The organism is Pseudactinotalea sp. Z1732 (assembly GCF_049724975.1).
Taxonomy (GTDB): domain Bacteria; phylum Actinomycetota; class Actinomycetes; order Actinomycetales; family Beutenbergiaceae; genus CALKWS01.
The window spans coordinates 695,580-719,542 of the sequence record NZ_JBMPQC010000002.1 but is presented as its reverse complement, the minus strand read 5'-3'; the positions used below and the strand labels follow the sequence as shown (position 1 = coordinate 719,542).

Below are 23,963 nucleotides of genomic sequence, written 5' to 3'. Positions count from 1 at the left end.
TTTCAGACCTAGACTGAAGCGATGACGTCCCTGCCGCCCCTGGTCGAACCGGTGCCGGCTCTGTCCGCGACGGAAGCGGCCCGCACCGCGCGTCAGACGCTGTTGCCGGAGTTCGGTGAGATCGGCCAGCGCCGTCTCGCAGCCGCCCGCGTGCTGGTGGTGGGAGCCGGAGGACTCGGTGCACCCGTGCTGCAGTACCTGGCCGCTGCCGGGGTCGGCAGCCTGACGATCATCGACGACGACGCGGTCGAGGCCTCGAACCTGCACCGGCAGGTGATCCACGCCCATGAAGACCTCGGATCCTCCAAGGCGCAGAACGCCCGGCGGCGGGTGCTCGGGCTCAACCCCGGTGCACAGGTGCGACTGCACGAAGAGCGGCTTACCGATGACAACGCGGCCCGGATCCTCACCGGGCACGATCTGGTACTGGACGGGACCGACACCTTCGCCACCCGCTATCTGGTGGCAGACACCTGCGCGGAGTTGGCGATCCCGCTGGTGTGGGGTTCGGTGCTGCGTTTCGACGCCCAGGTGTCGGTGTTCTGGTCCACGCCACCCTCACCCGCCGCGCCGGTCACGATGCGTGACCTGTTCCCCCGGCCGCCGGCGCCGGGCACGGTGCCCTCGTGTGCTGAGGCCGGGGTGATCGGGTCCCTGTGCGGCATCGCCGGCTCGATGATGGCCACCGAGGCGATCAAACTCATCACCGGGATGGGCCAGGTGCTGCTGGGCCGGGTCGCCGTCATCGACGCGCTCACGATGCGAGTTCACGAGGTTCCGTTGCACACCGGCCGGGGCGACGATGAGGCCGTGCCGGCGATGGGCGCAACTGCGTCCGCGCCCGGCGCCGCAGTCGGGGACCCCCTGGGGGCGGTCCGGCCACCGGATGGGGTCACCACCCTGGACCTGAGTGCATTCCAGCAGCGCCGGGACCGGACCGACAAAGCCGCGACGGTGCTGCTCGACGTGCGCGAGCCCGATGAGGCCGCCCATGACGCGTTGCCCGGAGCAGTGAACGTGCCGATCAGCGCGCTGCTGCAGGCAGCCCGGGGGGCAGACCAGACGCAGGCGGTCACGGACCTGCTGCGCCGGGCCGGACTGGACGATGAGCAGGATGTGGTCACCTACTGCTCCGCAGGTGTCCGAGCTGCACGGGCCACCCGCTTGCTCATCCGGGCGGGCTGGACCAGTGCGGTGCTGGCCCCCGGAACGGTGGACCACCTACGCCAGGAACCGAAGCTGGTATGAGTGACCTGATCGCGGTGTCCGACCAGCGCGAGCGGATCCTGTCCGGGATGCGGCCGCTGACGGCCCAGCACCTCCCGCTCACCGAGGCCCACGGCCTACGCCTCGTCGAAGCTGTGCACGCGCGCTTCCCGGTTCCGCCATGGGACAACTCGGCCATGGACGGTTACGCCGTCCGGTTCGCCGACGTGGCCGGTGCAGCCGCAGACACTCCGGTCACGCTCGACGTCGTCGCCGACCTGCCCGCGGGCAGCGGCCTGGACCCTGCGCTGGGGCAGGGGCAGGCGGCCCGGATCATGACCGGGGCGGTGCTGCCCACCGACGCCGACACCGTGGTGCAACTGGAGCACACCGACCGCACCGACCCGCACGGCGCACTCGCCGCGACCGTGACCGTCAACCAGCCCCAGACGCACGGCCGGCACGTGCGATCCGCCGGCGGGGACATGATGCCAGGGGACCTCGTCGCCCCGGCCGGCACGTACCTCAACGCGACGGCTTTGGCCTCGCTGGCCTCCACCGGCCAGGGCAGGGTCGGCGTGCACCCTCGGGCGAAGGTCGCCGTCATCGCCACCGGCAGCGAACTGCTGCCACCGGGCGCGGACCTGGCCCGGGGCCAGATCCCGGACTCCAACTCGTTACTCATCAGTGCGCTGGCCCGCCAGGCAGGTGCCGAGGTGGTGAGCGCCGCACCGGTCGGGGACGACCCCGCCGAACTGGCCGACCACCTGGCCCAGGTTGAGCCGCAGGCGGATGTGATCGTGCTGACCGGGGGAGTCAGCGCCGGCGCCTACGACCCGTTGACTCGCGTGTTCGCCGGCTCCGAGGAGGTCACCTTCAGCAAGGTCGCGATGCAGCCGGGCAAGCCCCAGGCGTTCGGCCGGTACGGCGGCGCGTGGCTGTTCGGCCTGCCCGGGAACCCGGTCAGCGCATGGGTGTCCTTCCACGTGTTCGTCCGGCCGGCGCTGCAGTTGCTGCACGGTGCACCGCCGGACGTCGTGTTGCCCGCCACAGTGCCGGCCCGTGTCACCCAGGGATGGCGCACCCCACCGGTGCGTGACCAGTACCTGCCCGCCCGGGTGCGGCACGGCGCCGATGGGCACGCCGAGATCAGCCCGACCGCCAGGCACGGGTCCCAGTCGCACCTGGTGGCCAGCCTCGCACGGGCCAACGGGTACGCCATCGTGCCCGGGCACGTCGATCATGTCGAGCCCGGCGACATCGTCGAGGCCGTCGTCGAACCGGGAGGACACCTATGACCGCCTTCACCCACCTGGACCACGCGGGCCACGCCCGAATGGTCGATGTCACCGAGAAGTCACCCACGATCCGGTCGGCAACGGCCAGTGCGTTCGTGCACTGCAACGCTGAGGTGATGGGCCATCTGCACGACGGCACCGCACCGAAGGGCGATGTGTTCGCCGTGGCCAGGATCGCGGGAATCAACGCCGCCAAGAAGTGTGCGGATCTGTTGCCGCTGGCCCATGTGATCGGGGTGCACGGGGCGAACGTTGACGTCGAGCCGGCCGAGGGCGGGGTGCGCATCGTCGCCACGGTTCGCACCGCGGACCGCACCGGGGTGGAGATGGAAGCCCTCACCGCGGCGTCGGTAGCGGGCCTGGCGGTCGTGGACATGGTCAAGGGCATCGACCGGGCCACCTGGATCTCCGACGTACGCCTCGAGGCCAAGGACGGCGGCCGGTCCGGGTCCTGGCGCCGTGAGGAGGCAGGCGACGGGCCACCGGCGCCGGCGGTGGGCGCGGCGGGCGGCGCGGCGCCCGCGGATGGATCGCGGAGGACGGCATGAGTGTGCGGGTGCGGCTGTTCGCCGTCGCTGCCGAGATGATCGGACGGACCGAGGTGCAGTCCGCCGCAGGCACGGTCGGTGACCTGCTCCGGGACCTGACCGCACACGGTGGTCCGGGCACCGGCGCCGTGCTGGACCGGTGCTCGATCCTGGTCAACGGGCGCCGGTCGTCCTCGGCCCAGGATCCGGTGCCCGCCGGCGCCACCGTGGACGTGCTGCCGCCCTTCGCCGGGGGCTGACGCCCGCGCTGCGCCGGGCTGGCGCCCGGGGTTTCAGCCGCCGATGGCGTTCATCCCACGTGCAGGTTGCAGGAAGCCCGGATCGTTGATGCCGTGCCCGGCTTTCTTGGCGTCGATGCAGGCCCGCAGCACCGCGTCGATGCGCTCATCGGTGTTCAGTTCCGGGTCCTCGGCCCGCACCACCGGGATGAGGTCGTACTCGTCGGTGGAGAACAGGCAGTTGCGCAACTGGCCGTCGGCGGTCAGGCGCAGCCGGTCGCACGCCCCGCAGAACGGGGCGGTGACCGAGGCGATCACCCCGACGTGGCTGTCGGTGTCATCGAGTCGGAACTTCTCCGCGGGAGCACCGCCACGCCCCGGCACCGGGTGGAGTTCCCAGCGCTTGCCCAGGGCCGCCAGGATCTCCTCGCGAGTCACCATCTGCTTCCGGTCCCAGGTGTGGCCGGCGTCCAACGGCATCTGCTCGATGAACCGCATCTGTGCCTGCATCGACAGGGCGAACTCGACCAGGTCGACCAGTTCGTCGTCGTTGACCCCGCGCATCGCCACGGCGTTGAGTTTCAACGGGCGCAGCCCGGAGCGGGAAGCGGCCTCGATACCGGCCATCACGTCCTTGAACCGGTTGCGCCGGGTCAGTTCGGCGAAGCGTTCGGGTTGAACGGTGTCCAAGCTGATGTTCAACCGGGCCAGGCCGGCATCGGCCAGGGCGGTGATCACCTTGTCCAGGCCGATGCCGTTGGTGGTCATGGCGACCTGCACCGGCTTGCGGTCCGGGGTGCGGAGCGCCGCCAGTTCGGAGACCACCTGGACGATGTCGCGCCGGAGCAGCGGTTCACCGCCGGTGAGGCGGAACGTGGAGATGCCCGCCTCGGCGCAGATCCGGGCGACCCGGACGATCTCATCCACCGAGAGGATCGAGGAACGTGCCAGCCACTCCATGCCCTGTTCGGGCATGCAGTAGGTGCAGCGCAGCGAACAGCGGTCGGTCAGGGAGATGCGCAGGTCCCGGTGCACCCGTCCGAAGGTGTCCACCAGTGGGCTGCCGCGCCGCGGGTCCGGGTCCGGAACCGTCCGGGGAGGGGGAGGAGCGGAGCCGATCGTCACCGGTACCGGCTGGGAACTCATATGCCGCTCCAGTGGCCGGCGCCATCGGCGGTGTGCTGCTTCTTCCAGACCGGCAACTCGACCTTGATCCGTTCCACGACCTCACGCGATGCCGCATAACTCTGTGCGCGGTGCGCGCTGGCCACGCTCACCACCAGGGCCAGGTCGCCCACAACCAGGTCACCCACCCGGTGGCTCACCGCGATCCGCAGCCGATCGGCTCCGCCGGAGACCTCGGCCACGATCCGCTCGAGCACCGACTGGGCGTCCGGATGGGCGGAGTAGCTGATCGACGTGACCGTGCCGGTCACGCCCGGGTCGTGATCGCGCACCTGCCCCACGAAGGTGGTCACCGCTCCGCACCGGGGATCGTCCACTGCTGCCATGTGTGCCGCGACGTCCAGGGTCTGCTCGGTCACCTGGATCATGTTCAGGCGTTCATCCTCGTGCGTCACCGTCATCAGTGGTCACCTCCGCGCAATTGGTCCAGCAGGTGGGGCAAGAGCGGAACCACCACCTCGAGTCCGTCGCGTACGCCACCCGAGGAGCCGGGCAGAGCGATCACCACGGTGGTTCCGATCACACCGCACGGCCCGCGGGACAGCGCGGCCGTCGGCGTGTTCCTCAGCCCGTGTGCGCGGATCGCCTCGGCCACCCCGATCAGTTCCAGTTCCAGCATGGGCGCGATCGCCTCCGGGGTGCGGTCCCGCGGACTAACGCCGGTGCCACCCAGGGTGAGCACGACGTCGGCGCCGCTGTCCAGCGCCCGGGTGAGGGCGGTACGCACCGTTTCCACGCCGTCGGGCACGATCCGACGGGTCACCGCGAAACCGTGGTCGGTGAGGTGCTGTTCGACCAGCGGACCGGAGCGGTCCTCACGTTCTCCGGCCGCGCTCCGATCGGACACGGTGATCACGAAGGCCCGGGGCGTGCGCTGCTCGGTTGGCATCCTCCGAGCCTAACCCGCATAAGCGGCTCGGGACGGGCCGGAACCCGGCTGTGCAGATCACGTTGCTCACGGTTGCCCGCAGGCACTAGACTGCGTTGTCGGTGCCTCGTGCCCGCATGCCCGGATGGCTTGTCATCCACGTGGTGTCGCGGTCGAACGCGGGCCTGTTGTCCGGTCATTGTGATCAGACTCGGCCCGTCCCGGTCAATCCGGGTGCGGCGTGCCACGTCAGATATCCCAACAATCCCTGTCCGCAACGGAGTCCACTACTCAATGACTATCACTACCCCCGCCTCGACCAGCGTCCCGTCGGTCGCAGTCAATGACATCGGCTCGGAAGAAGACTTCCTCGCAGCCGTTGACGCGACCATTAAGTACTTCAATGACGGTGACATCGTCGAGGGCACTGTCGTCAAGGTCGACCGCGACGAGGTCCTCCTCGACATCGGGTACAAGACCGAGGGCGTCATCCTGTCCCGCGAGTTGTCCATCAAGCACGACGTCGACCCCGATGAGGTCGTCGAGGTGGGCGAGCACGTGGAAGCACTTGTCCTGCAGAAGGAGGACAAGGAAGGCCGGCTGCTGCTGTCCAAGAAGCGCGCCCAGTACGAACGTGCCTGGGGCACGATCGAGAAGATCAAGGAAGAGGACGGCGTCGTCACCGGCACCGTGATCGAGGTCGTCAAGGGTGGCCTGATCCTGGACATCGGGCTGCGCGGCTTCCTGCCCGCCTCCCTGGTGGAGATGCGCCGGGTGCGTGACCTGCAGCCCTACATCGGCCAGGAGATCGAAGCCAAGATCATCGAACTGGACAAGAACCGCAACAACGTGGTGCTGTCCCGCCGCGCCTGGCTGGAGCAGACCCAGTCCGAGGTGCGCTCCACCTTCCTGCAGACCCTGGCCAAGGGCCAGGTCCGCCCTGGTGTCGTCTCCTCGATCGTCAACTTCGGTGCGTTCGTGGACCTGGGTGGCGTGGACGGTCTGGTGCACGTGTCGGAACTGTCCTGGAAGCACATCGACCACCCCAGCGAGATCGTGGAGGTCGGCAAGGAGGTCACCGTCGAGGTGCTCGACGTCGACTTCGAGCGCGAGCGTGTCTCGCTCTCGCTCAAGGCCACCCAGGAGGACCCGTGGCAGGCCTTCGCCCGTACCCACGCGATCGGTCAGGTGGTGCCGGGCAAGGTCACCAAACTGGTGCCCTTCGGTGCGTTCGTGCGCGTGGAGGACGGCATCGAGGGCCTGGTGCACATCTCCGAACTCGCCCAGCGTCACGTCGAACTGCCCGAGCAGGTCGCGACCGTGGACGATGAGGTGTTCGTCAAGGTCATCGACATCGACCTGGAGCGTCGCCGCATCTCGCTGTCCCTGAAGCAGGCCAACGAGGGGGTGGACCCGAACAGCGACGAGTTCGACCCGTCGCTGTACGGCATGGCCGCCGAGTACGACGAGGCGGGCACCTACAAGTACCCCGAGGGCTTCGACCCGGAGACCAACGAGTGGCTCGAGGGCTTCGAGGCCCAGCGCGAGGCGTGGGAGTCCCAGTACGCCGAGGCACAGTCCCGGTGGGAGGCCCACAAGAAGCAGGTGGCCGCCGCTATCGAGGCCGACTCCGAGGTTCCGGTCGGCGAGGAGGACAGCGGTTCGTCCGCTTCCCCGTCCTCGTCCTCCAGCAGCAGCTACACCGCTGCGCCGGCCGACACCGGCGGCACCCTCGCCTCCGATGAGGCACTGGCTGCCCTGCGGGAGAAGCTGACCGGCAACTGAGCCGTTCACGCTGATCAACACTGATCGGCCCGCGCAAGGCCCCTCACCCGGGTTCGGGTGAGGGGCCTTGCTGTGTCCGGGTGGCTAGAGTGAGCGCGATGTCCACGACCACAGTGCTGATCACCGGTTTCGAACCCTTCGGTGGCCACGCCAGCAACCCCTCGCTCGAGGTGGCCACCGCGTTGCAGGATCACCCCGGCTGGGAGACCGAGATCCTCCCCGTGGACTTCTCGCGCTGCGTGCGGCTCATCAGCGACCTGGTGAGGCGACACCGCCCGCAGGTGGTCCTCAGCCTGGGGCTCGCGCCGGGCCGGGAACGCCTTGGCCTGGAACGCGTGGCGGTCAACCTCATCGACGCGCGGATCCCGGACAACGCCGGCGAGCAGCCCGTGGACGTACCGGTGATCCCCGCGGGCCCGAGCGCCTACTTCACCACCTTGCCGGTGAAGGCGATGCGGCGGGCGATCCATGAGGTCGGCATCGAGGCAGAACTCTCCCTGAGCGCGGGCACCTACGGGTGCAACGCAGTCATGTACGCCGGGCTGCATGCCGCCGCAGGAGTGGGAGGGCGGGTGGAAGGGCCGACGACGACGCGGGCCGGGTTCGCCCACCTACCGCCGGTCGAGGTGCTCGGCGTGGCCGGGGCCACCCGGGCGGTGGTCGCGGCGGTGGAGTGTGCCCTGGCCACCGAGACCGACGACGTCGTGCCTGACGGCGCGGTGGACTGAGCACGAGCACGGTGCGGAGCCGGGCGGACCACGACGGCCGCCCGAACCACTACTGTCGGAGCGTGCTCAACATCGGCCTCACCGGCGGGATCGCAGCCGGTAAGTCCACCGTGGCGGCGGTGCTGACCGACCTCGGCGCACGCCTGATCGACGCCGACGTCCTCGCCCGGGAGGTGGTCGAGGTGGGTACCGACGGCCTGGCCCAGGTGGTGCGGGCCTTCGGGCCCGAGGTGCTGCAACCCGACGGCTCCCTGGACCGGCCGGCCCTGGGCCGGATCGTGTTCAACGACGAGGAGGCCCGCGCGCGCCTGGGGGCGGTGGTTCACCCGCTGGTCACCGACCGATCCCGGGCGCTCCTGAGCCGGATGCCACCAGGGCAGATCGTGGTGCACGACGTACCGCTGATCGTGGAGAATGACCTGGCCGACCGGTATCACCTGGTCCTGGTGGCAGGAGCGGGCGAGATCGAGCGTCATCGCCGCCTGGTGTCCGGGCGCGGACTCTCCGAGGCAGATGCCTGGTCGCGGATACGGGCACAGACCGACGATCAGCGCCGCCGAGCCGTGGCGGACGTGTGGCTGGAAACCGAGCGACCCAAGGCGCAGGTGCGCGAGGAGATCGAGGACCTGTGGCACACCCGGTTGGCGCCGTTCGCGCACAACATCGCGCAGAACCGGCGGGCCGAGCGTGGGCCGGGCCCCGCAATGCTGATGGAGCCTCCCGGGGGCGCGCGTGCCGCGACCGGTGCCGGTCCGACCGGGCTGGATCGTCCCTGGGACGTGCAGGCCGAGCACCTGCTCGCCCGGATCCGGCGCGCCGTGGGGGAGCAGGTCGAGACGGCCGACCACATCGGTTCAACCGCGGTCCCCGGTCTGGTGGCCAAGGACGTCATCGACCTGCAGTTGGGCGTCGTCGACCTCGACGCCGCGGTGGACCTCGATGAGCCGTTACGCACCGCGGGTTTCATCCGGCACACCGCGATCGAGCGCGATGTACCCAAACCCCACGCACCCGAACCGGCGCAGTGGCGCAAACGCCTCTACACCAACGCCGACCCGGGAAGGCCGGTGAACCTGCACGTGCGGCACGTGGGTGGCCCCGGCTGGCGCTACGCGCTCGCGTTCCGGGACTGGCTGCGCGCGGACGGGGAAGCGCGGGCCGAGTATGCCGACCTGAAGCGACGCACCGTCGCCGGCACGGCCACGACCGGTGAGTACGCACAGGCCAAGGAGCCGTGGTTCACCGCCGCCTGGCCTCGCCTGCAGGCCTGGATCGGGAAGACCGGCTGGCATCCAGGCCACGGGTGAACCGCGGCCCCGCGCCCTGCTCAGGCGAGGGTGGCCTGCAGTTGGATCTCGACCCCGGCCAGCGCCTGGGAGACCGGGCACCCGTCCTTGGCGCCCTCGGCGAGCCGCTCGAAGTCCGCGGCGCTGATGCCCTCGACCGTGCCGGTCACGCGCAGCGTGATCCCGGTGATGCCGGTGCCCGGTTCGAAGGTGACCTCGGCCCTGGTCTCCAGTGCCGTGGGGGGTGTCTCGTTGTCGGCCAACTCCTTGGAGAAGGCCATGGAGAAGCAGGAGGCGTGCGCCGCCGCGATCAGTTCCTCCGGGTTCGTGGTGCCCGCGCCCGGTTCGGCCCGTGCCTTCCAGGAGACGTCGAAGGTGCCCACCTGGGAGGTCTGCAGACTGGTGGCTCCGGAGCCGTTGAACAGGTCGCCCTTCCAAGCGGTGCTGGCCTTGCTGACAACAGCCATGGTGTACTCCTCATCCGTGGATTCAGTGACGTGGCCATCCTGCCTGTTCCCCGCGCCAGGCGCAGCCGGAGTCGGCGCTCAGGGCATGGCGTCCCACGTGGTGGGCACCTCACCGCAGTCGGGCCGACGCGTCCGCAGGTCTCACCGCAGTCGCGCCGGCGCGTCCGCAGGTCTCACCGCACGTAGATCTGGCGCCGGCTCAGGCCCACCAGCCCCAGCCCCACACCGAGCACCGTCAGCCCGCCCAGCCACACCAACGGCGTCCCGGCGAAGTCCTCCACCGGTAGTTGCGCCGGGTGGCTCAGCGGTGACAACTGCTGCACCCAGTCGGGCAGGTCGAGAAGGTCGCTGAAGACGCCGGCCACCACGACGAGACCCACCACTGTCCATCCGAGTGGGGCCATCAGCGTGGGAAGCCAGCCGAACAGCAACCCGCACAGTCCGAGCACCAACAGCAGCCCGGGGAGCAGGTTGAGATGCACGCCCAGGAGGGTGCCGACCAGCGACCAGTCCCCGGTGGAGATGGCCGCACCCAGCCCGGTTCCCGCACCGGCCACGACCATGATCATCGTCGCACCGAGTGCGATGGCGAGCAGGTGCGATCCTGCCCACGCGGCCCGGCTGGTGGGGGTGGCCAGCACCGCCTCGGCGCGCCCGCCGGTCTCCTCGGCTCGCAGCCCTTGGACGGCGAAGACGATGTAGGCCACGATGATGTAGGCGTTGAACGCGGCGATGAACGCCAGGTAGCCCTCCATCAGTGCTTGGGAACCGAACACGTCCCGGAATGCCTCGGGCATGTCGTCGGCGGCCTCGACCATCAACTGGGTGAAGGCACCGTTGAGGACGCCCAGGGCGGTGATCGACAGCCCCCAGGCGACGACGGCGGCGAGTTGCAGCCGCGCGGCCAGGCCCAGGGGAGTGCCGAGGACGTGGCGTGCCCGCGCCGGGCCCTTCGATGACGCCAGCAGGCCTGCGCCCAGGTCCCGTCGGTGCTGTAGGGCAAAACCAGCCGCGACGGCCGCGATGGCCAGGGCGACCAGCAGGGCGAGCGGCCACCACCGGTCGTGCACGAACGGCGCGGTCTGGGAGGCCCAGCCCAGGGGCGAGGCCCACGAAAGCGCCGTGCCACCTACCGCCGCCATGTCGCCCAGGGCGCGCAACGCGAACGCCGCCCCGAGTACGGCGCCGGCCATTCCGGAGGTAGGACGGCTGTTCTCGCTGAGTTGCGCGGTGACTGCGGCGATCCCGGCGAAGGCCATGCCGACCAGGGCGGTGCCCGTTCCGATCAGCAGCGAGCCCATAGCGCCATAGCCTCCGGCCACCGACATCGCCGTGATGACCACCAGTACGCCGAGGTTGGCCAGTGCGGCCACGATGAGAGCCGCGGTCAGATGCGCGTGCCGCCCGACCACGCTGGCACGGACCAGTTCGGCCCGGCCGGACTCCTCCTCGGCCCGGGTGTGCCGGGTGACGAGCAGGATGGACATCAGTGCGGCGAGGACGAAGAGGTACAGCACGTAGCCGCTGGCGAAGAATCGCTCATGGGTCAGCGCGTCCATGCCGTAGGCGGGTCCGGTGAACATCCGTCCCACGGGCTGTTCCAACAGCGGCGCCAGGGCGCCGAGCTCTTCATCAGTGCCGGCGATCACGGGCAGTGCGGTCGAGACGTACAGGACGTACAGCCCCAAGCCGGCCACCCATGCGGGGATCCTGATCCGATCGCGTCGAAGTGCCAGGCGCACCAGTGCGGCGGTACCGGTACCCGGGCTGTTGCGTTGCTCGGCCCGCTCCGCGTGTTCCGCGGGTCGCGTGGTCGTGGTGCTCATGACCGCTCGCCCGGCGTCTGCTCTACCCGCGCCGCGACGTCGTCCCCGTAGTGGCGCATGAGCAACTGCTCCAGCGTCGGGGGCTGGGCCACGATGGACTGCACTCCCAGTGTGCTGAGGGCGCGCACCACTTCGTCGACCCGGTCACCGTCGACGTCGAAGCGCCATTGGCCGTCCTGCCGGGCCACGTCGTGCACCCCGTGTAGTTCGCCCAGTGCCTCCGGCGAGGCCTTTGTCTCGGTGATGAACGTGGTGCGGGTCATGTGCCGCAGGTCACGCAGTGAGCCGCTCTCGACGATCCGACCCTGCCGGATGATCGAGATCCGGTCGGCCAGGACCTCCACCTGGGCCAGGATGTGGCTGGAGAGCAGCACGGTGGTGCCCTGCTGGCGTGCTTCTCGGATGGTCTCCTGGAAGACGACCTCCATCAGCGGGTCCAGGCCCGCGGTGGGCTCGTCCAGGAGCAGCAGCTCCACATCAGAGGCCAGCGCCGCGATCAGTGCCACCTTCTGCCGGTTGCCCTTGGAGTAGGTGCGGGTCTTCTTGGTGGGGTCCAGGTCGAACCGCTCGACCAGCCGGTCGCGGCGACGCTGGTCCACTCCGCCACGCAGGCGCGCGAACACGTCGATCGCTTCGCCTCCGGTGAGCTTGGGCCAGAGTTCGACGTCACCAGGGACGTAGGCCAGGCGCCGGTGCAGCGAGACCGACTGCGCCCACGGGTCGGAGCCGAACAGCCTGGCTGTGCCACCGTCGGCCCGGAGCAGGCCCAGCAGCACCCGGATGGTGGTCGATTTCCCGGCACCGTTGGGTCCGAGGAAACCGTGCACCTCCCCGGCCTCCACGCGCAGGTCGAGGCCGTCCAGGGCGCGCGTGGAGCCGAAGGTCTTGACCAGGTCGGTTGTCTCTATCACGGGATTCATCTGCTCTCCCTTTCGGTGGGGGTGTTGGCGATGTCGGCGCGGAGCGCCTGGTAGGCATCGGGGGTGAGGATCCCTTCGCCGAGGATCTCGGTGGCGGCGCGCAGGTAGTAGAGCGGCGGTCCGGAGCCGCCGAGCAGATCCTCACCGATGAGCCGCTCCAGGTGGCCGTGCATCACCAGCGCACCCAACGACCACACCGTCAGCACGGCGATCATGGTGCGGGGGTCGTCGCTGTGCCGGATCAGGCCCATCTGCTCGGCCTCGCCGGTTCGCTGCGTGGCGTCATCAACCATGCTGTCCACCAGGTCGTTGACGTGCTCGCTGTCCTCACCGAGGCGGCGAGCGAGGTAGCGCATCACGGGTCCGTACTGCTTGAAGGCCCAGAGCGGGCCGAGGGGATCGAGGGAGCCGCCGGGAGCGGCCTCGGTCTTGACCCGGTGCACCGTGTCCACGACGTATTGATCGCAGGCGAGTTGCAGCCCTTCCTTCGAACCGTAGTGGTGCACGATCAGGGCGGGGGCGACCCCGGCGCGCTCGGCGATCCGCTTGAAACTCGTGGCGCTGCTGCCCCGCTCTCCGAAGAGCTCGGTGGCAGCCTGCAGGATTCGTGACTTGCCGGCGCTGGTCTGCGGATCCTCGGCGGGGTCGGGTGGAGGTGGATGCGGTGTGGTCGGCATGCCGTTACGATATGACTGAATGTTCAGTCAGCGCAGGAGATATAGAATAGAAATACGTTCGCGGTGGAGAGGCCGTGCCGGAGCGCCTCAAATTCGAGGCAGGTGCTCCTCGAGGAACGAGACGACGTCGTGCAGTCCTGCCGAGGAGATTCCGTGCCCGACGCCGGGGTAGGTCCGGGCGGACAGGGTGGTGTGCTCCCGGGCGAACGCTTCCAGCCGTTCCCGCGCCGCCGGCGGGATGATCGGGTCGGCCGGATCGACCCCGGTGAACACCGGGGGGCGGACCTGGGCCAGCGCCTCATCGCCGCCGTGCGGGCCGGGCACCACGAAGCCCGAGAGCAACGCAGCACAGGCAAAGGCCTCCGGTTGGTGACGCAGCATCTGCAGGCACATCGCCGCACCCTGACTGAATCCGAGCAGGCCGACCGGGCCGGCGGAGCGCACCTGGGCATGGGTGTGCTCCAACCAGCGCAACACCCCCCGGGTGGCAGCGTCGGCCAGGGCAGCGTCCGGGGCGGCCAGTCGCTCGGGGTCGAGAGGGAACCATGCGTAGGAACCACTCATCCCTGGCAGGGGCAGCGGCGCGCGCAGACTCGCCATCAGGTACTGCGGACCCAGGGCCTGGAACAGGCCCGCCAGGTCTCGTTCGTTCGAGCCGAACCCGTGCAGCATCACCAGAAGTGGCCGATCGGCCAGGGCTTGCTGTCGTTCTGGCTCGGGCAGGGACCAGATGACCGCTCGATCGTCCACGGGCAGGTGGGTGGGGGGAGCGGTCATGGGCGCCAGTCTAGGAGTCCGCCGGGCACGGTAGGCCGGGTGGCGGACGTTGCGAAGTCGCTGCGGACCGGCGCGCGGTGCGCACGCAGGGCCTCGGGGTTCGTGCGGCTACGTCGGGAGAGAAATGGCCCGGGCCGATGTCGGTAGGAGGTCGTACTGTGGTCGCATGCGACCTGTGACCGATTTGCAGCGGACGGTAGCGCCCTTCGAGGTGATCTCGGACTTCACCCCTTCCGGGGACCAGCCGACCGCTATCGCCGAACTCACCGAGCGGCTGAACGCCGGGGAGAAGGATGTGGTGCTCCTGGGTGCCACCGGTACCGGGAAATCGGCGACCACGGCCTGGCTGATCGAACAGGTGCAACGCCCCACGCTGGTGATGGCCCCGAACAAGACGCTCGCGGCGCAGTTGGCGAACGAGTTCCGTGACCTGCTGCCGAACAACGCGGTGGAGTACTTCGTCTCCTACTACGACTATTACCAGCCCGAGGCCTACGTACCGCAGTCGGACACCTATATCGAGAAGGACTCATCGATCAACGACGAGGTGGAACGGCTGCGGCACTCGGCCACCAACTCCCTGCTGACCCGCCGCGACGTGGTGGTGGTGGCTTCGGTCTCCTGCATCTACGGACTCGGCACTCCGCAGGAGTACGTGGACCGGATGGTGCCGCTGCAGGTGGGCCAGCAGATCGAGCGTGATGACCTGCTGCGCCAGTTCGTGCAGATGCAGTACACCCGCAACGACATGGCGTTCACCCGGGGCACGTTCCGGGTGCGCGGTGACACCATCGAGATCATCCCGGTGTATGAGGAACTGGCGCTGCGGATCGAGATGTTCGGCGATGAGATCGAGGCGCTCTACACGCTGCACCCGCTCACGGGGGAGGTGCTGCGCAATGAGACGCAGAGCTTCCTGTTCCCCGCTTCCCACTACGTGGCCGGGCCGGAGCGGATGGAGAAGGCGATCACCACCATCGAGGAGGAACTGACCGAGCACCTGCAGGTGCTGGAGTCGCAGAACAAACTGCTGGAGGCGCAGCGGCTCCGGATGCGCACCAGTTACGACATCGAGATGATGCGCCAGATCGGCAGTTGCTCCGGCATCGAGAACTACTCCAGGCACATCGACGGCCGGCCCGCCGGATCGGCACCGCACACATTGCTGGACTACTTCCCGGAGGACTTTCTGCTCGTCATCGACGAGTCGCACGTCACGGTGCCCCAGATCGGGGCGATGTTCGAGGGGGATATGTCCCGCAAGCGCACCCTGGTCGAGCACGGGTTCCGCCTGCCCAGCGCGATGGACAACCGGCCGCTGCGCTGGGAGGAGTTCCTGGACCGGATCGGCCAGACGGTCTACCTCTCGGCGACCCCGGGACCGTATGAACTGTCCCAGTCCGACGGGGTGGTCGAGCAGATCATCCGGCCCACCGGCCTGGTGGACCCCGAGGTGGTGGTCAAGCCGACCCAGGGCCAGATCGATGACCTCCTCGCCGAGATCAACGCGCGCGCCGAGCGCGATGAGCGGGTGCTGGTCACCACCCTGACGAAGAAGATGGCCGAGGACCTGACCGACTACTTCCTGGAGAAACAGGTGCGGGTGCGGTACCTGCACTCGGAGGTGGACACCCTGCGCCGGGTGGAACTGCTCCGGGAACTGCGCTCGGGGGTGTTCGACGTGCTGGTCGGGATCAACCTGTTGCGCGAGGGTCTGGACCTGCCCGAGGTGTCCCTGGTGTCCATCCTCGATGCGGACAAGGAGGGGTTCCTGCGTTCGGGGACATCCTTGATCCAGACGATCGGGCGGGCGGCCAGGAACGTGTCCGGCCAGGTGCACATGTACGCCGATGGGATCACCGACTCGATGCGTGCCGCGATCGAGGAGACCTCCCGGCGTCGGGAGAAACAGGTCGCCTACAACGAGACGCACGGCGTGGACCCGCAGCCGTTGCGCAAGCGCATCGGAGACATCACCGACATGCTCGCGCGTGAGGACATCGACACCGCCGAGCTCCTGGCCGGTGGCTACCGTCAGCAGGGCAAGGGCCGCGGGCAGGCACCGACTCCGCGTAGCCAGACCACCGGACGGCAGGCACTGGCCGGCGCGGCCGCATCTGACCTGGCGGGGCTGATCCAGGAACTCTCCGATCAGATGCACACCGCGGCCGAGGAACTGCAGTTCGAACTGGCCGCACGGTTACGCGATGAGATCGCCGACCTGAAGAAGGAACTGCGGCAGATGAGCGAAGCGACCGCCTGAGCCCCGCTCAGTCCCGGGAGGCGTGGGCGCAAGTGCGACGCCCGCGACCGACCGGCCATGCTCACGGATGACGCTTTCCGCGACTTCACGAGCACCTGTAATCAATCTGTGACCAAGGGGTCCTTGACCCTGCGCGGTGGTGAGAATATCTTTCACGTATACGCACAGATGCGTGAGAGGAATTTTCATTGAGGCCAGAGTCGTCGCTTTCCGCTGATGCGCCCGTCCGGGTGATCGAGCGGATCGAAGCGCTGCTGCCGCAGATGTCGGAGACGATGTCCAAGATCGGCATACTCCTGCTGGCCCAGCCCACGGCGCCGCTGGAACTCTCGATCACCGACCTTGCTGACCGGGCAGGCACTTCGGCTGCCACGGTGACCCGGTTCTGCCGGCTCCTGGGGTATTCGGGGTACGTGCAGTTCCGCGTGGCCGTCGCGGCTGACTCCGCGCGGACCTCCGATGAGGAACGCCGCGCCGACATCGGCCGCAGTCTGCGCCCGGACGACTCCGCCCAGGACGTGCTGCGCAATGTCCTGAACGCCCACGAACGCTCTCTGCGCGCCACCGCCGCGCTGCTTGATCTGGAGCTATGCGGACAGGTGGCCGACCGGATCGCAGGCGCGCGTCATCTCGACATCTATGGGACCGGCGGCAGTGCGGCGATGGCATCGGAACTGCGTAATCGGCTCTACCGCATCGGGGTGAACGCCCACTCCTGGGGAGACGTGCACGCCGGTCTGGCCAGTGCCTCGATCCAGGATGAGCACACCGTGGCGATCGGGATCTCCAACTCCGGGCTGACCAGCGAGACGGTCGAGATGCTGGGACAGGCCAAGTCATCCGGGGCCTACACCGTGGCCATCACCAACCGGCTCACCTCGCCTCTGGGCCAGCTGGCTGATGCCTGCCTGATCGCCTCGGTGCCGGAGCGGTACCTGCACCCGGCGGACCTGTCGGCCAAGCACTCGCAATTGTTCGTCCTGGACCTGCTCTACCTGCTGGTGGCGCAGCGCAACTATGACGCCACCCTGGAGCGGATCGCCGCTTCGGCCGCAGCGGTGCTCGGCCACCGCCGGCCAGGCCCGGCCGATCGCCTTCCGGAGAGGCCGGGCCGGCATGACCGTCCGGCGCAGGCGGTGCCGCAGTGAGCGATCGGAGCGGCCCATGGCCGACACACCACACAGGCCTCCACCCCGACCCGGCTGCGGCAGAGCCCGCCGCAGCACGAAACCCCGAAGAAAGGTGTCAGTGATGACCAACGACGGTACGTCGATGAAGCGACGTAGCATTTTGATTGCCGCGATGGGCGCGCCCCTGGGCGTGACCCTCGCCTCCTGTGCCACTGGCGGCTCCGACGGTGACCCGACAGACGACCCGACGGAGGACGGCAACGGCGAGGCGGAAGAAGTCGACACGGAGAACCCGTTCGGGGTCGACGAGACGTCCTCGGTGGAGGCGGTGATCTTCGACGGTGGCTACGGCATCGACTACGTCGAGTTCGCCGCGGACATCATGGCGGAACGCTTCCCCGACATGAATTTCGACGTTTCCGGCACCGTCAACATCGCGCCGGAACTACAGCCACGGTTCGTGGGTGGTGACCCACCGGACCTGATCGACAACGCCGGTGCCCTGCAGATCGGGTTCACCACGATTCTTAACCAGCTCGAGGAACTCGAGGACGTCATCGACGCTCCGAACCTGGAGGGTGAGACGATCCGGGACACCCTGTTCGACGGCGTTCTGGAGCCGGGCACCTTCGGTGGCCGGTTCGTCGCGATCAACTATGTGCTGACCGTCTACGGCCTCTGGTACTCCGGGTCGTTGTTTGAGGAGTACGGCTGGGAGCCACCGACCACCTGGGATGAGGCCAAGGAACTGGGGGCGGCAGCCCAGGAGGAGGACCTGTACCTGTTCGTGTGGGGCCAGGAGGCCGCGACCTACTACCAGACGCTGGCCATCGACTCGGCGATCAAGGAGGCCGGCGACGAACTGCGCCTGGCACTGGAGAACCTGGAGCCGGACGCCTGGAGGCACGATGCGCTCCAGGACGTCTTCCAGCACATGAAGGACATCGTGGACGCCGGCTACTTCCTGCCCGGTGGTTCCGGCACTCAGTTCACTGCTGCGCAGGCACAGTGGTCGCAGGAGCAGCAGGCCATCCTGTACCCCTCGGGCTCCTGGATCGAGAACGAAATGTCCGACCAGACCGCCGACGGCTTCGAGATGCGCGGATTCCCCGCGATGTCGTTGACCGACAGTCCGGCACTGGGTGCAACCGCGCTCCACTCCACCGCTGGTGAGCCGTTCATCGTTCCCGCCGACGCCGCGAACGTCGCGGCCGGTAAGGAACTGCTGCGCACGATGCTCTCTCGTGAGGCGGCGGAGTACTTCGCTCGGGAGAAACTGGCTCCGACCATCGTCGCCGGAACCGTCCCCGAGGATGGTTTCGGTTCCACCGCGCTGGTCTCTCAGACGGACATGCTGGAAGCGGCCTCCGGAGCGATCTACACCCACGACTTCGTCAGTCGTTATGGGATGAACCAGGAGATGTTGGTGCACTGGAACTCGTTCCTGGATGGCCAGACCAGCGTGGATGAACTCACTGAGGCGCTGCAGTCGCAGAGCGACCAGATCCGTGAGGACGACTCGATCGAGATCATCGAGGTGACGTGACTGCCACCAGCCAGGACCCAGGGCGTGCCCTGGCCGTCACGGCTGGGCCGACGCCGGGGGGTGTCAAGACCCCCCGGCGTCGTCGGCGCCACCCGTTGACTTTGGATTACATCAGTTTCTTCGTGATGTTCCTCGGCCTGCCCCTGGGCCTGTTCCTCGTCTTTGTGATCTGGCCGTTCGCGCAAGCGGCCTACTACTCGGTAACCAACTGGACCGGCTTCACCGCCGAGTTCGACGTGATCGGTATGTCCAACTACGTCCGGTTGTTCAACGACGATCTGTTCCGTACCGCCGTGTGGAACAGCACCCGGCTGGCCCTGGTTGTACCGTTCGTCACGATCACGATTGCGCTGATCTTCGCCAGCCTGATCACCGTCGGTGGTGCCGGTAGGGGCAATGTGCGTGGCCTGGCCGGTTCGGACTTCTACCGGGTGGTGTCCTTCTTCCCGTACGCGATACCGGCGATCGTGATCGCACTGATGTGGCGGTTGATCTTCGACCCGAATATCGGTCTGGTCAACGGGATCCTCACCGCCTTCGGATTGGACCAGTTCGAGTCCTATCCCTGGTTGGGGCGGGTCGCCACCGCGATGCCGGTGACGATGTTCGTGATCATCTGGGGCATGGTCGGGTTCTACATGCTGTTGTTCATCGCAGCGATCAAGGGGGTGCCGGCCGAAACGTTTGAGGCCGCCCGCCTGGATGGGGCCGGTCGCTTCCGGACCATCCGCTCGATCATCTTGCCGTTGATCCGCAACAACGTGCAGACGGCCTGGATCTACCTGGGCATCATCGCCCTGGACGGCTTCGTCTACGTCCAAGCCCTCAACCCCAGTGGTGGTCCGGCCAACGACACCCTGGTGATGTCGCAGTACCTGTTCCGCACGGCCTTCACCGATGGGCGCTTCGGGATCGCCAGCGCGATGGGCGTGGTGCTGGCCCTGGTGACATTGCTCTTCGCGGCGATCGTCTTCAGCGTCAACCGTCTCCTCGGCGGGCGCGATGAGAAGGGAACATCCTGATGAGCCTGCAAACGGAAGCCAGGCCCCCGGCTGCGGGGGCGGTGAAGGTGCGCCACCGTCGCGAGGACGGCCGGGACCGGGTGGTGATGGGCAGCGCCCACGTCGTGCTGGCGATCTGGGCCGTCGTCGTGATCCTCCCGATGCTGTGGACGTTGATGTCCTCGTTCAAGACGAACACGGCCATCTTTTCGTCCCCGTTCGCATTGCCGACGGGGGTGAACCTGGACAACTACGTCACGGCGTGGACCCAGCACGGAATCGGCGGGTACTTCGTCAACACCGTCCTGGTGGTGGGCGGAGCACTGTTCCTCGTGATGCTGCTGGGGGCGATGTGTTCCTACATCCTGGCCCGGTATGAGTTTCCCGGGCGCAGGGGCATCTACTACATGATGCTCGCAGGGCTGACCTTCCCGGTCTTCCTGGCCATCGTGCCGTTGTTCTTCGTCATGGAGAACCTGGGCATCCGCAACACCCTGCCCGGGCTGATCGTTGTGTACGTGGCCTTCGCACTTCCGTTCACGGTGTTCTTCCTGTACGCCTTCTTCCGCAGTCTGCCGGTGGAGATGAGCGAAGCAGCGCAGGTCGACGGCGCCGGGCATTGGCGGACCTTCTTCTCGGTCATGCTGCCGATGGCGGTACCGGGGATGGCCTCGGTGGCGATCTTCAACTTCCTCGGGCTCTGGAACCAGTACCTGCTCCCGGTGGCGCTGAACACCAACCGGGACAACTGGGTACTGTCCCAGGGCATCGCCTCCTTCGTCAGCTCGGCCGGCTACCGCACCGACTACGGCGCCATGTTCGCCGCCGTGGTCATCACGGTCATCCCGGTGCTGGTCATCTACGTCATATTCCAGCGTCGCCTCCAGGGGTCGGTCGCCCAGGGAACCATGAAATAGTCCGCCCACCCCGTTCTCCCGCGGCCCGCGGGAGGACGGGCCCACCCCACGCAGCGGCGAGTCTGCCTCGCCGGCGATCCCGAGGAGTCGGCTGGTTGCGCACCAGCGTTGTGCCGAACATGACAAGTCACCACGCCCCCACCCCACCTGATCGAACGATCGACGCACTGGCCACCGAACAGGTCGATCCCCGCCACCAGGGACTCGACCTGGCTCCCACCCTTGAGGTGATGGCGGCGATGAACGAGGCGGAGCGGCAGGTCCCGGCAGCGGTGGCCGCGGTGCTGCCGGCGATCGCGGCGGTGGTCGACGCCGTCGCGGATTGCCTGCGGGCCGGTGGCCGCCTGTTCTATATCGGGGCCGGGACGTCCGGGCGGCTCGGAGTGCTGGACGCGGCCGAGTGCCCACCCACCTTCCACACCGATCCCTCCCTGGTCCAGGGCATCATCGCCGGTGGCCGCACCGCCATGTTCGACGCCGTCGAGGGGGCCGAGGACTCCCCGGACCAAGGCGCCCAGGACGTTACCGCCGCCTCGGTGCGAGCCGGTGATGCGGTGGTGGGGATCGCAGCCAGCGGGCGCACGCCCTATGTGCTGGGTGCGCTCCGTGCTGCCCGCGAGGCCGGAGCGCTGACAGTAGGACTGGCCTGTAACACCGGATCGGAGCTCGGCCTCGTGGTCGATCACGCACTCGAGGTAGCCGTGGGACCGGAGGTGCTGGCCGGCTCCACCAGGTTGAAAGCGGGATCGGCCACCAAACAGGTGCTGAACATGATCTCCACCGGGGTGATGATCCGGCTCGGCAAGACCTACCGCAACCTCATGGTGGACGTCTCGGTGACGAACGCGAAGTTACGGGACCGGGCCGAGCGGCTGGTGATGGCGGTCACCGGTGTGGAGAGGGCGCAGGCGAGCCGCGCGTTGGATGAATCGGATCTGCGCGTTCCGGTGGCGGCGCTGATGATCCGGCACGGACTGGACCGGACCGGCGCCGAGCAGGCGCTGGACCAGGCCGGGGGCGTGCTGCGGGTGGCGTTGGAACAGGGCTGATCAGGCCCGATCCACCCATGCCTGGGCCAACTCCACCACGGCTCGACGCAACCCCATCACCGTGAACGCCGAGCGGTAGGGGTGCACCCGGTTCGTCAGCAGGACCACCGACAGTTCCCGGGCCGGGTCGATGACCAGCGAGGTGCCGGTGAATCCGGTGTGCCCGAGAAGCCCGTCGGCGTCGACGCCCATGAACGAGGCGTCGCCCACCCGTAGACCGACGGCCTGGCCGAACCCGGCGGCGACGCGCCCGCGGGCATCGAGCAGATCGGTGCTGAGGAGGTTGCGCACGGCGTCATCGATCGGGCCGGTCGCGGTACGGATCGCCTCGGCGAAGGTCAGGACATCGGCAGCGGTGGCGAAGACCCCGGCGTTCCCGGCGCCGCCCAGCACCCACGCGGCCTCGTCGTGCACCTGGCCGCGTACCAGCCCCCGGGCCGGGTCGTGCTGGTACTCGGTGGGCACCACCCGGTCGGGTTCGGCGGGGTGGTAGCCGGTATCGGCCATGCCCAGGGGCCCGGTGACCTCCCGCGCCAGCAACTCCGGCAGCGGGCGCCCCGTGGCCTGCTCGAGCAGGAGGCCGAGTACCTGGTAGCCCACGCACGAGTAGGTGTGCACGCGGCCGGCCCGGTGCCGCAGGCGCTGGCTGAGCACCACCGCGACCCGCTCGCCCCGGTGCGCCGGAGTGTCCCAGTGCTCGAACATCGCGGGCAGGCCGGAGGTGTGGAGGAGCAGGTGGCGCACCAGCACGTCCTCGCGCCCGTCGCCGGTGAACGCCGGCAGGTGCCGCACTACCGGATCCTCCAAGCCGATGACGCCGGAGCGCACCTGGGTCAGCGCGGTCGCCGCGACGAGCACCTTGGTCAGCGAGGCGAGGTCGAAGACATCGCCGGGACCCAGCGGGCGTGGGTCGGCGAGCAGGCCGCCGTCGGGCGTGAAGAGTTCAGCGGCACCGGCGTGCGCCGTCGCCACGACATGACCCCGGTGTGCGATCACCGCGTGCGCAGCCGGTGTACCCCTTCGTGGTTCCGCACCCGGCTCGCCGTGGCGACCCGGTGGCGTGACCGGGACGCGCGCGGCCAGCGTTGCCGAGTCCAGAGCCCGTTGCAGGGTCGCCTCCAGGCCGTCCATCACGTCTGCCGGTACTTGGCAACCGTGTCGTAGGTGTCCCGGAGGGCCGCAACCGAGTCATCCAGCCGGCGCTGGGCCACACCCACGAAGACGCAGTCCACCAGCACGAGTTGCGCGGTCCGGGAGGCCATCGGACCGGCCCGGAACTGGGATTCGCGCACGCTGGTGAACAGGGTGAGGTCGGAGGTTGTGGCGACCGGAGACCCGGCCACGTTGGTGATCCCGACCGTGGTGGCCCCCCGGCTCTTGGCTGCGGCGAGAAAGCCGATCACCTCCGTGGTCGTGCCACGGTGGGAGAGGCCGATCGCCACGTCGCCGGGCCGCATCAACGCGGTGGACAGGACCGCCTCGTGGCCGTCGACGAAGTGGGACGAGTGGCGCCCGATCCGGAAGAGCTTGCGGTGCAGGTCTGCCGCCGACCAGCCGGACGCGCTGACGCCGTAGACGGAGATGCGGTCCGCTCGGTCGATGGCCGAGACCACCTGTTCCAGGACCCCGAGGTCCAGTTTCGCGATGGTCTCCTCGATGCCCAGGCTCTCGGTGAAACCGATGGTGGCGATCATCGACCCCAGGGACGTGTCGTCGGCCTCCGCGCCCCCGGTCAGGTCCGCCCCGTGGAAGGAGGTGTCCAGGCGGCGTGCATCCTCGCGGCCCATCTCGGTGGCCAGGGCCAGGCGCAACTGCACATAGCCGTGCAGCCCGAGGGTCCGACAGAACCGCACGATTGTGGTCTCCGACGTCGACGAGCGGCGCGCGAGTTCGGAGATCGTGCCTTCCAGGACCACGTGGGGGTCGGTCAGGATGACATCGGCCACTCGCTGCATCGAAGGGGCCAGGAAGCCGCGTTTGGCCTGGATCTGTGACTGGATGCTCACGTGGAGGCCTCCGGGTGGTGGGTTCGAGGTAGCGAGCCGCGGGATGTACGAAGGTTACCTTCGGTCGGCTCGCTTCGGAGCTCGTTGACCAACCGCGTCGGTCCCGCTGTGATGGAGGTGACAGGGGCTTGCGGGTGCCGAACTGCGCGGGCACCTGTTAGCGTGAGCCCGTTGGAGGGGAGTATCCCGACCATGGCGGCGTCGTCATCACGATGAGCGTAGGTGCCCATCCGGTGCCGCCAGCCCACGAGTGTGGGTGGGA

Annotated in this window: 22 protein-coding genes and 1 pseudogene; 13 read left to right on the top strand and 10 right to left on the bottom strand. The window is 68.5% G+C overall.

Annotation, left to right across the window (positions count from 1 at the left end; all coding sequences use genetic code 11):
• Positions 1-21 precede the first annotated feature (21 nt).
• The 4 genes and pseudogenes from ACPL7H_RS07125 to ACPL7H_RS07110 all read left to right on the top strand — a co-directional run bounded on the left by ACPL7H_RS07125 (position 22) and on the right by ACPL7H_RS07110 (position 3,291).
• Positions 22-1,248: a ThiF family adenylyltransferase gene (locus ACPL7H_RS07125; protein WP_424796313.1), complete on the top strand. Its 1,227-nt coding sequence runs from the start codon at positions 22-24 to the stop codon at positions 1,246-1,248.
• Entirely contained in the window at positions 1,245-2,504 is a 1,260-nt protein-coding gene (gene glp, locus ACPL7H_RS07120) for a gephyrin-like molybdotransferase Glp (protein ID WP_424796312.1), read from the top strand. Before ACPL7H_RS07125 ends, glp begins: the two co-directional genes overlap by 4 nt.
• A pseudogene (gene moaC / locus ACPL7H_RS07115) lies at positions 2,501-2,968 on the top strand (cyclic pyranopterin monophosphate synthase MoaC); the annotation flags it as partial. The gene glp and the pseudogene moaC, both read left to right, overlap by 4 nt.
• Before the next feature lie 80 nt (positions 2,969-3,048).
• A complete protein-coding gene (locus tag ACPL7H_RS07110) occupies positions 3,049-3,291 on the top strand; it encodes a MoaD/ThiS family protein (RefSeq protein ID WP_424796311.1) in 243 nt (80 codons plus the stop codon).
• A 33-nt stretch (positions 3,292-3,324) separates the two neighbouring features.
• Here the strand turns inward: ACPL7H_RS07110 and moaA are convergent, their stop codons facing one another.
• Genes moaA through ACPL7H_RS07095 form a run of 3 tightly spaced genes read right to left on the bottom strand, consistent with a single transcriptional unit; the run spans position 3,325 to position 5,344 of the window.
• Positions 3,325-4,416, bottom strand: coding sequence for a GTP 3',8-cyclase MoaA (moaA, locus tag ACPL7H_RS07105; protein ID WP_424796310.1), 1,092 nt, complete (start codon positions 4,414-4,416; stop codon positions 3,325-3,327).
• Entirely contained in the window at positions 4,413-4,856 is a 444-nt protein-coding gene (locus ACPL7H_RS07100) for a molybdenum cofactor biosynthesis protein MoaE (RefSeq protein ID WP_424796309.1), read from the bottom strand. Before ACPL7H_RS07100 ends, moaA begins: the two co-directional genes overlap by 4 nt.
• Complete coding sequence (locus tag ACPL7H_RS07095) at positions 4,856-5,344, bottom strand: MogA/MoaB family molybdenum cofactor biosynthesis protein (protein WP_424796308.1); 489 nt, start codon at positions 5,342-5,344, stop codon at positions 4,856-4,858. Before ACPL7H_RS07095 ends, ACPL7H_RS07100 begins: the two co-directional genes overlap by 1 nt.
• 273 nt (positions 5,345-5,617) lie before the next feature.
• On the opposite strand from ACPL7H_RS07095, the gene rpsA reads away from it, so the two are divergent.
• From rpsA to coaE, 3 genes are all read left to right on the top strand, one after another.
• Positions 5,618-7,108, top strand: coding sequence for a 30S ribosomal protein S1 (rpsA, locus tag ACPL7H_RS07090; protein WP_424785831.1), 1,491 nt, complete (start codon positions 5,618-5,620; stop codon positions 7,106-7,108).
• 98 nt (positions 7,109-7,206) lie between these two features.
• A complete protein-coding gene (locus tag ACPL7H_RS07085) occupies positions 7,207-7,836 on the top strand; it encodes a pyroglutamyl-peptidase I (protein WP_424796307.1) in 630 nt (209 codons plus the stop codon).
• 62 nt (positions 7,837-7,898) lie between these two features.
• Positions 7,899-9,143, top strand: coding sequence for a dephospho-CoA kinase (gene coaE / locus ACPL7H_RS07080; protein ID WP_424796306.1), 1,245 nt, complete (start codon positions 7,899-7,901; stop codon positions 9,141-9,143).
• Between the two features lie 20 nt (positions 9,144-9,163).
• Here coaE and ACPL7H_RS07075 read toward each other — a convergent pair whose 3' ends face one another.
• The 5 genes from ACPL7H_RS07075 to ACPL7H_RS07055 form a co-directional block, all read right to left on the bottom strand.
• The gene (locus ACPL7H_RS07075; RefSeq protein WP_424785834.1) at positions 9,164-9,589 is read right to left on the bottom strand and encodes an OsmC family peroxiredoxin; all 426 of its coding nucleotides are present in this window, start codon (positions 9,587-9,589) and stop codon (positions 9,164-9,166) included.
• A 173-nt stretch (positions 9,590-9,762) separates the two neighbouring features.
• Entirely contained in the window at positions 9,763-11,415 is a 1,653-nt protein-coding gene (locus ACPL7H_RS07070) for an ABC transporter permease (protein ID WP_424796305.1), read from the bottom strand.
• Positions 11,412-12,335 carry an ATP-binding cassette domain-containing protein gene (locus tag ACPL7H_RS07065; RefSeq protein ID WP_424796304.1) on the bottom strand — a complete coding sequence of 308 codons (924 nt, stop codon included), beginning with the start codon at positions 12,333-12,335 and terminating at the stop codon, positions 11,412-11,414. The genes ACPL7H_RS07070 and ACPL7H_RS07065 overlap by 4 nt, the downstream gene beginning before the upstream one ends.
• On the bottom strand, positions 12,332-13,012 hold the full coding sequence (locus ACPL7H_RS07060) for a TetR/AcrR family transcriptional regulator (protein ID WP_424796303.1): 681 nt from the start codon (positions 13,010-13,012) through the stop codon (positions 12,332-12,334). The genes ACPL7H_RS07065 and ACPL7H_RS07060 overlap by 4 nt, the downstream gene beginning before the upstream one ends.
• 87 nt (positions 13,013-13,099) lie before the next feature.
• Positions 13,100-13,789 (bottom strand): alpha/beta hydrolase, encoded by a 690-nt coding sequence (locus ACPL7H_RS07055; RefSeq protein WP_424796302.1) that lies wholly within the window; start codon positions 13,787-13,789, stop codon positions 13,100-13,102.
• A 166-nt stretch (positions 13,790-13,955) separates the two neighbouring features.
• On the opposite strand from ACPL7H_RS07055, the gene uvrB reads away from it, so the two are divergent.
• The 6 genes from uvrB to murQ all read left to right on the top strand — a co-directional run bounded on the left by uvrB (position 13,956) and on the right by murQ (position 21,695).
• Complete coding sequence (gene uvrB / locus ACPL7H_RS07050; RefSeq protein WP_424796301.1) at positions 13,956-16,052, top strand: excinuclease ABC subunit UvrB; 2,097 nt, start codon at positions 13,956-13,958, stop codon at positions 16,050-16,052.
• 188 nt (positions 16,053-16,240) lie between these two features.
• Positions 16,241-17,200 carry a MurR/RpiR family transcriptional regulator gene (locus ACPL7H_RS07045; RefSeq protein ID WP_424796300.1) on the top strand — a complete coding sequence of 320 codons (960 nt, stop codon included), beginning with the start codon at positions 16,241-16,243 and terminating at the stop codon, positions 17,198-17,200.
• A 103-nt stretch (positions 17,201-17,303) separates the two neighbouring features.
• Positions 17,304-18,728, top strand: coding sequence for an N-acetylglucosamine/diacetylchitobiose ABC transporter substrate-binding protein (gene ngcE, locus ACPL7H_RS07040; RefSeq protein ID WP_424796299.1), 1,425 nt, complete (start codon positions 17,304-17,306; stop codon positions 18,726-18,728).
• A complete protein-coding gene (locus ACPL7H_RS07035) occupies positions 18,725-19,750 on the top strand; it encodes a carbohydrate ABC transporter permease (RefSeq protein ID WP_424796298.1) in 1,026 nt (341 codons plus the stop codon). Before ngcE ends, ACPL7H_RS07035 begins: the two co-directional genes overlap by 4 nt.
• Positions 19,750-20,646 (top strand): carbohydrate ABC transporter permease, encoded by an 897-nt coding sequence (locus ACPL7H_RS07030; RefSeq protein ID WP_424796297.1) that lies wholly within the window; start codon positions 19,750-19,752, stop codon positions 20,644-20,646. The genes ACPL7H_RS07035 and ACPL7H_RS07030 overlap by 1 nt, the downstream gene beginning before the upstream one ends.
• 119 nt (positions 20,647-20,765) lie before the next feature.
• A complete protein-coding gene (gene murQ, locus ACPL7H_RS07025) occupies positions 20,766-21,695 on the top strand; it encodes an N-acetylmuramic acid 6-phosphate etherase (protein ID WP_424796296.1) in 930 nt (309 codons plus the stop codon).
• On the opposite strand, the gene ACPL7H_RS07020 is transcribed toward murQ, so the two are convergent.
• Together ACPL7H_RS07020 and ACPL7H_RS07015 are read right to left on the bottom strand one after the other, a co-directional pair.
• Positions 21,696-22,826, bottom strand: a complete 1,131-nt coding sequence (locus tag ACPL7H_RS07020; protein ID WP_424796295.1) for a serine hydrolase domain-containing protein — start codon at positions 22,824-22,826, stop codon at positions 21,696-21,698.
• A complete protein-coding gene (locus tag ACPL7H_RS07015) occupies positions 22,826-23,701 on the bottom strand; it encodes a MurR/RpiR family transcriptional regulator (RefSeq protein WP_424785847.1) in 876 nt (291 codons plus the stop codon). The genes ACPL7H_RS07020 and ACPL7H_RS07015 overlap by 1 nt, the downstream gene beginning before the upstream one ends.
• Positions 23,702-23,963 lie beyond the last annotated feature (262 nt).

Coding starts and splice junctions, on each gene's coding strand:
- murQ (WP_424796296.1), top strand. CDS start 20,766: ATGACAAGTCACCACGCCCCCACCCCACCTGATCGAACGATCGACGCA.
- moaA (WP_424796310.1), bottom strand. CDS start 4,416: ATGAGTTCCCAGCCGGTACCGGTGACGATCGGCTCCGCTCCTCCCCCT.
- ACPL7H_RS07060 (WP_424796303.1), bottom strand. CDS start 13,012: ATGCCGACCACACCGCATCCACCTCCACCCGACCCCGCCGAGGATCCG.
- ACPL7H_RS07065 (WP_424796304.1), bottom strand. CDS start 12,335: ATGAATCCCGTGATAGAGACAACCGACCTGGTCAAGACCTTCGGCTCC.
- ACPL7H_RS07075 (WP_424785834.1), bottom strand. CDS start 9,589: ATGGCTGTTGTCAGCAAGGCCAGCACCGCTTGGAAGGGCGACCTGTTC.
- ACPL7H_RS07125 (WP_424796313.1), top strand. CDS start 22: ATGACGTCCCTGCCGCCCCTGGTCGAACCGGTGCCGGCTCTGTCCGCG.
- glp (WP_424796312.1), top strand. CDS start 1,245: ATGAGTGACCTGATCGCGGTGTCCGACCAGCGCGAGCGGATCCTGTCC.
- uvrB (WP_424796301.1), top strand. CDS start 13,956: ATGCGACCTGTGACCGATTTGCAGCGGACGGTAGCGCCCTTCGAGGTG.
- ACPL7H_RS07020 (WP_424796295.1), bottom strand. CDS start 22,826: ATGGACGGCCTGGAGGCGACCCTGCAACGGGCTCTGGACTCGGCAACG.
- ngcE (WP_424796299.1), top strand. CDS start 17,304: ATGACCAACGACGGTACGTCGATGAAGCGACGTAGCATTTTGATTGCC.
- ACPL7H_RS07085 (WP_424796307.1), top strand. CDS start 7,207: ATGTCCACGACCACAGTGCTGATCACCGGTTTCGAACCCTTCGGTGGC.
- ACPL7H_RS07100 (WP_424796309.1), bottom strand. CDS start 4,856: ATGACGGTGACGCACGAGGATGAACGCCTGAACATGATCCAGGTGACC.
- rpsA (WP_424785831.1), top strand. CDS start 5,618: ATGACTATCACTACCCCCGCCTCGACCAGCGTCCCGTCGGTCGCAGTC.
- ACPL7H_RS07030 (WP_424796297.1), top strand. CDS start 19,750: ATGAGCCTGCAAACGGAAGCCAGGCCCCCGGCTGCGGGGGCGGTGAAG.
- ACPL7H_RS07110 (WP_424796311.1), top strand. CDS start 3,049: ATGAGTGTGCGGGTGCGGCTGTTCGCCGTCGCTGCCGAGATGATCGGA.
- ACPL7H_RS07095 (WP_424796308.1), bottom strand. CDS start 5,344: ATGCCAACCGAGCAGCGCACGCCCCGGGCCTTCGTGATCACCGTGTCC.
- ACPL7H_RS07055 (WP_424796302.1), bottom strand. CDS start 13,789: ATGACCGCTCCCCCCACCCACCTGCCCGTGGACGATCGAGCGGTCATC.
- ACPL7H_RS07070 (WP_424796305.1), bottom strand. CDS start 11,415: ATGAGCACCACGACCACGCGACCCGCGGAACACGCGGAGCGGGCCGAG.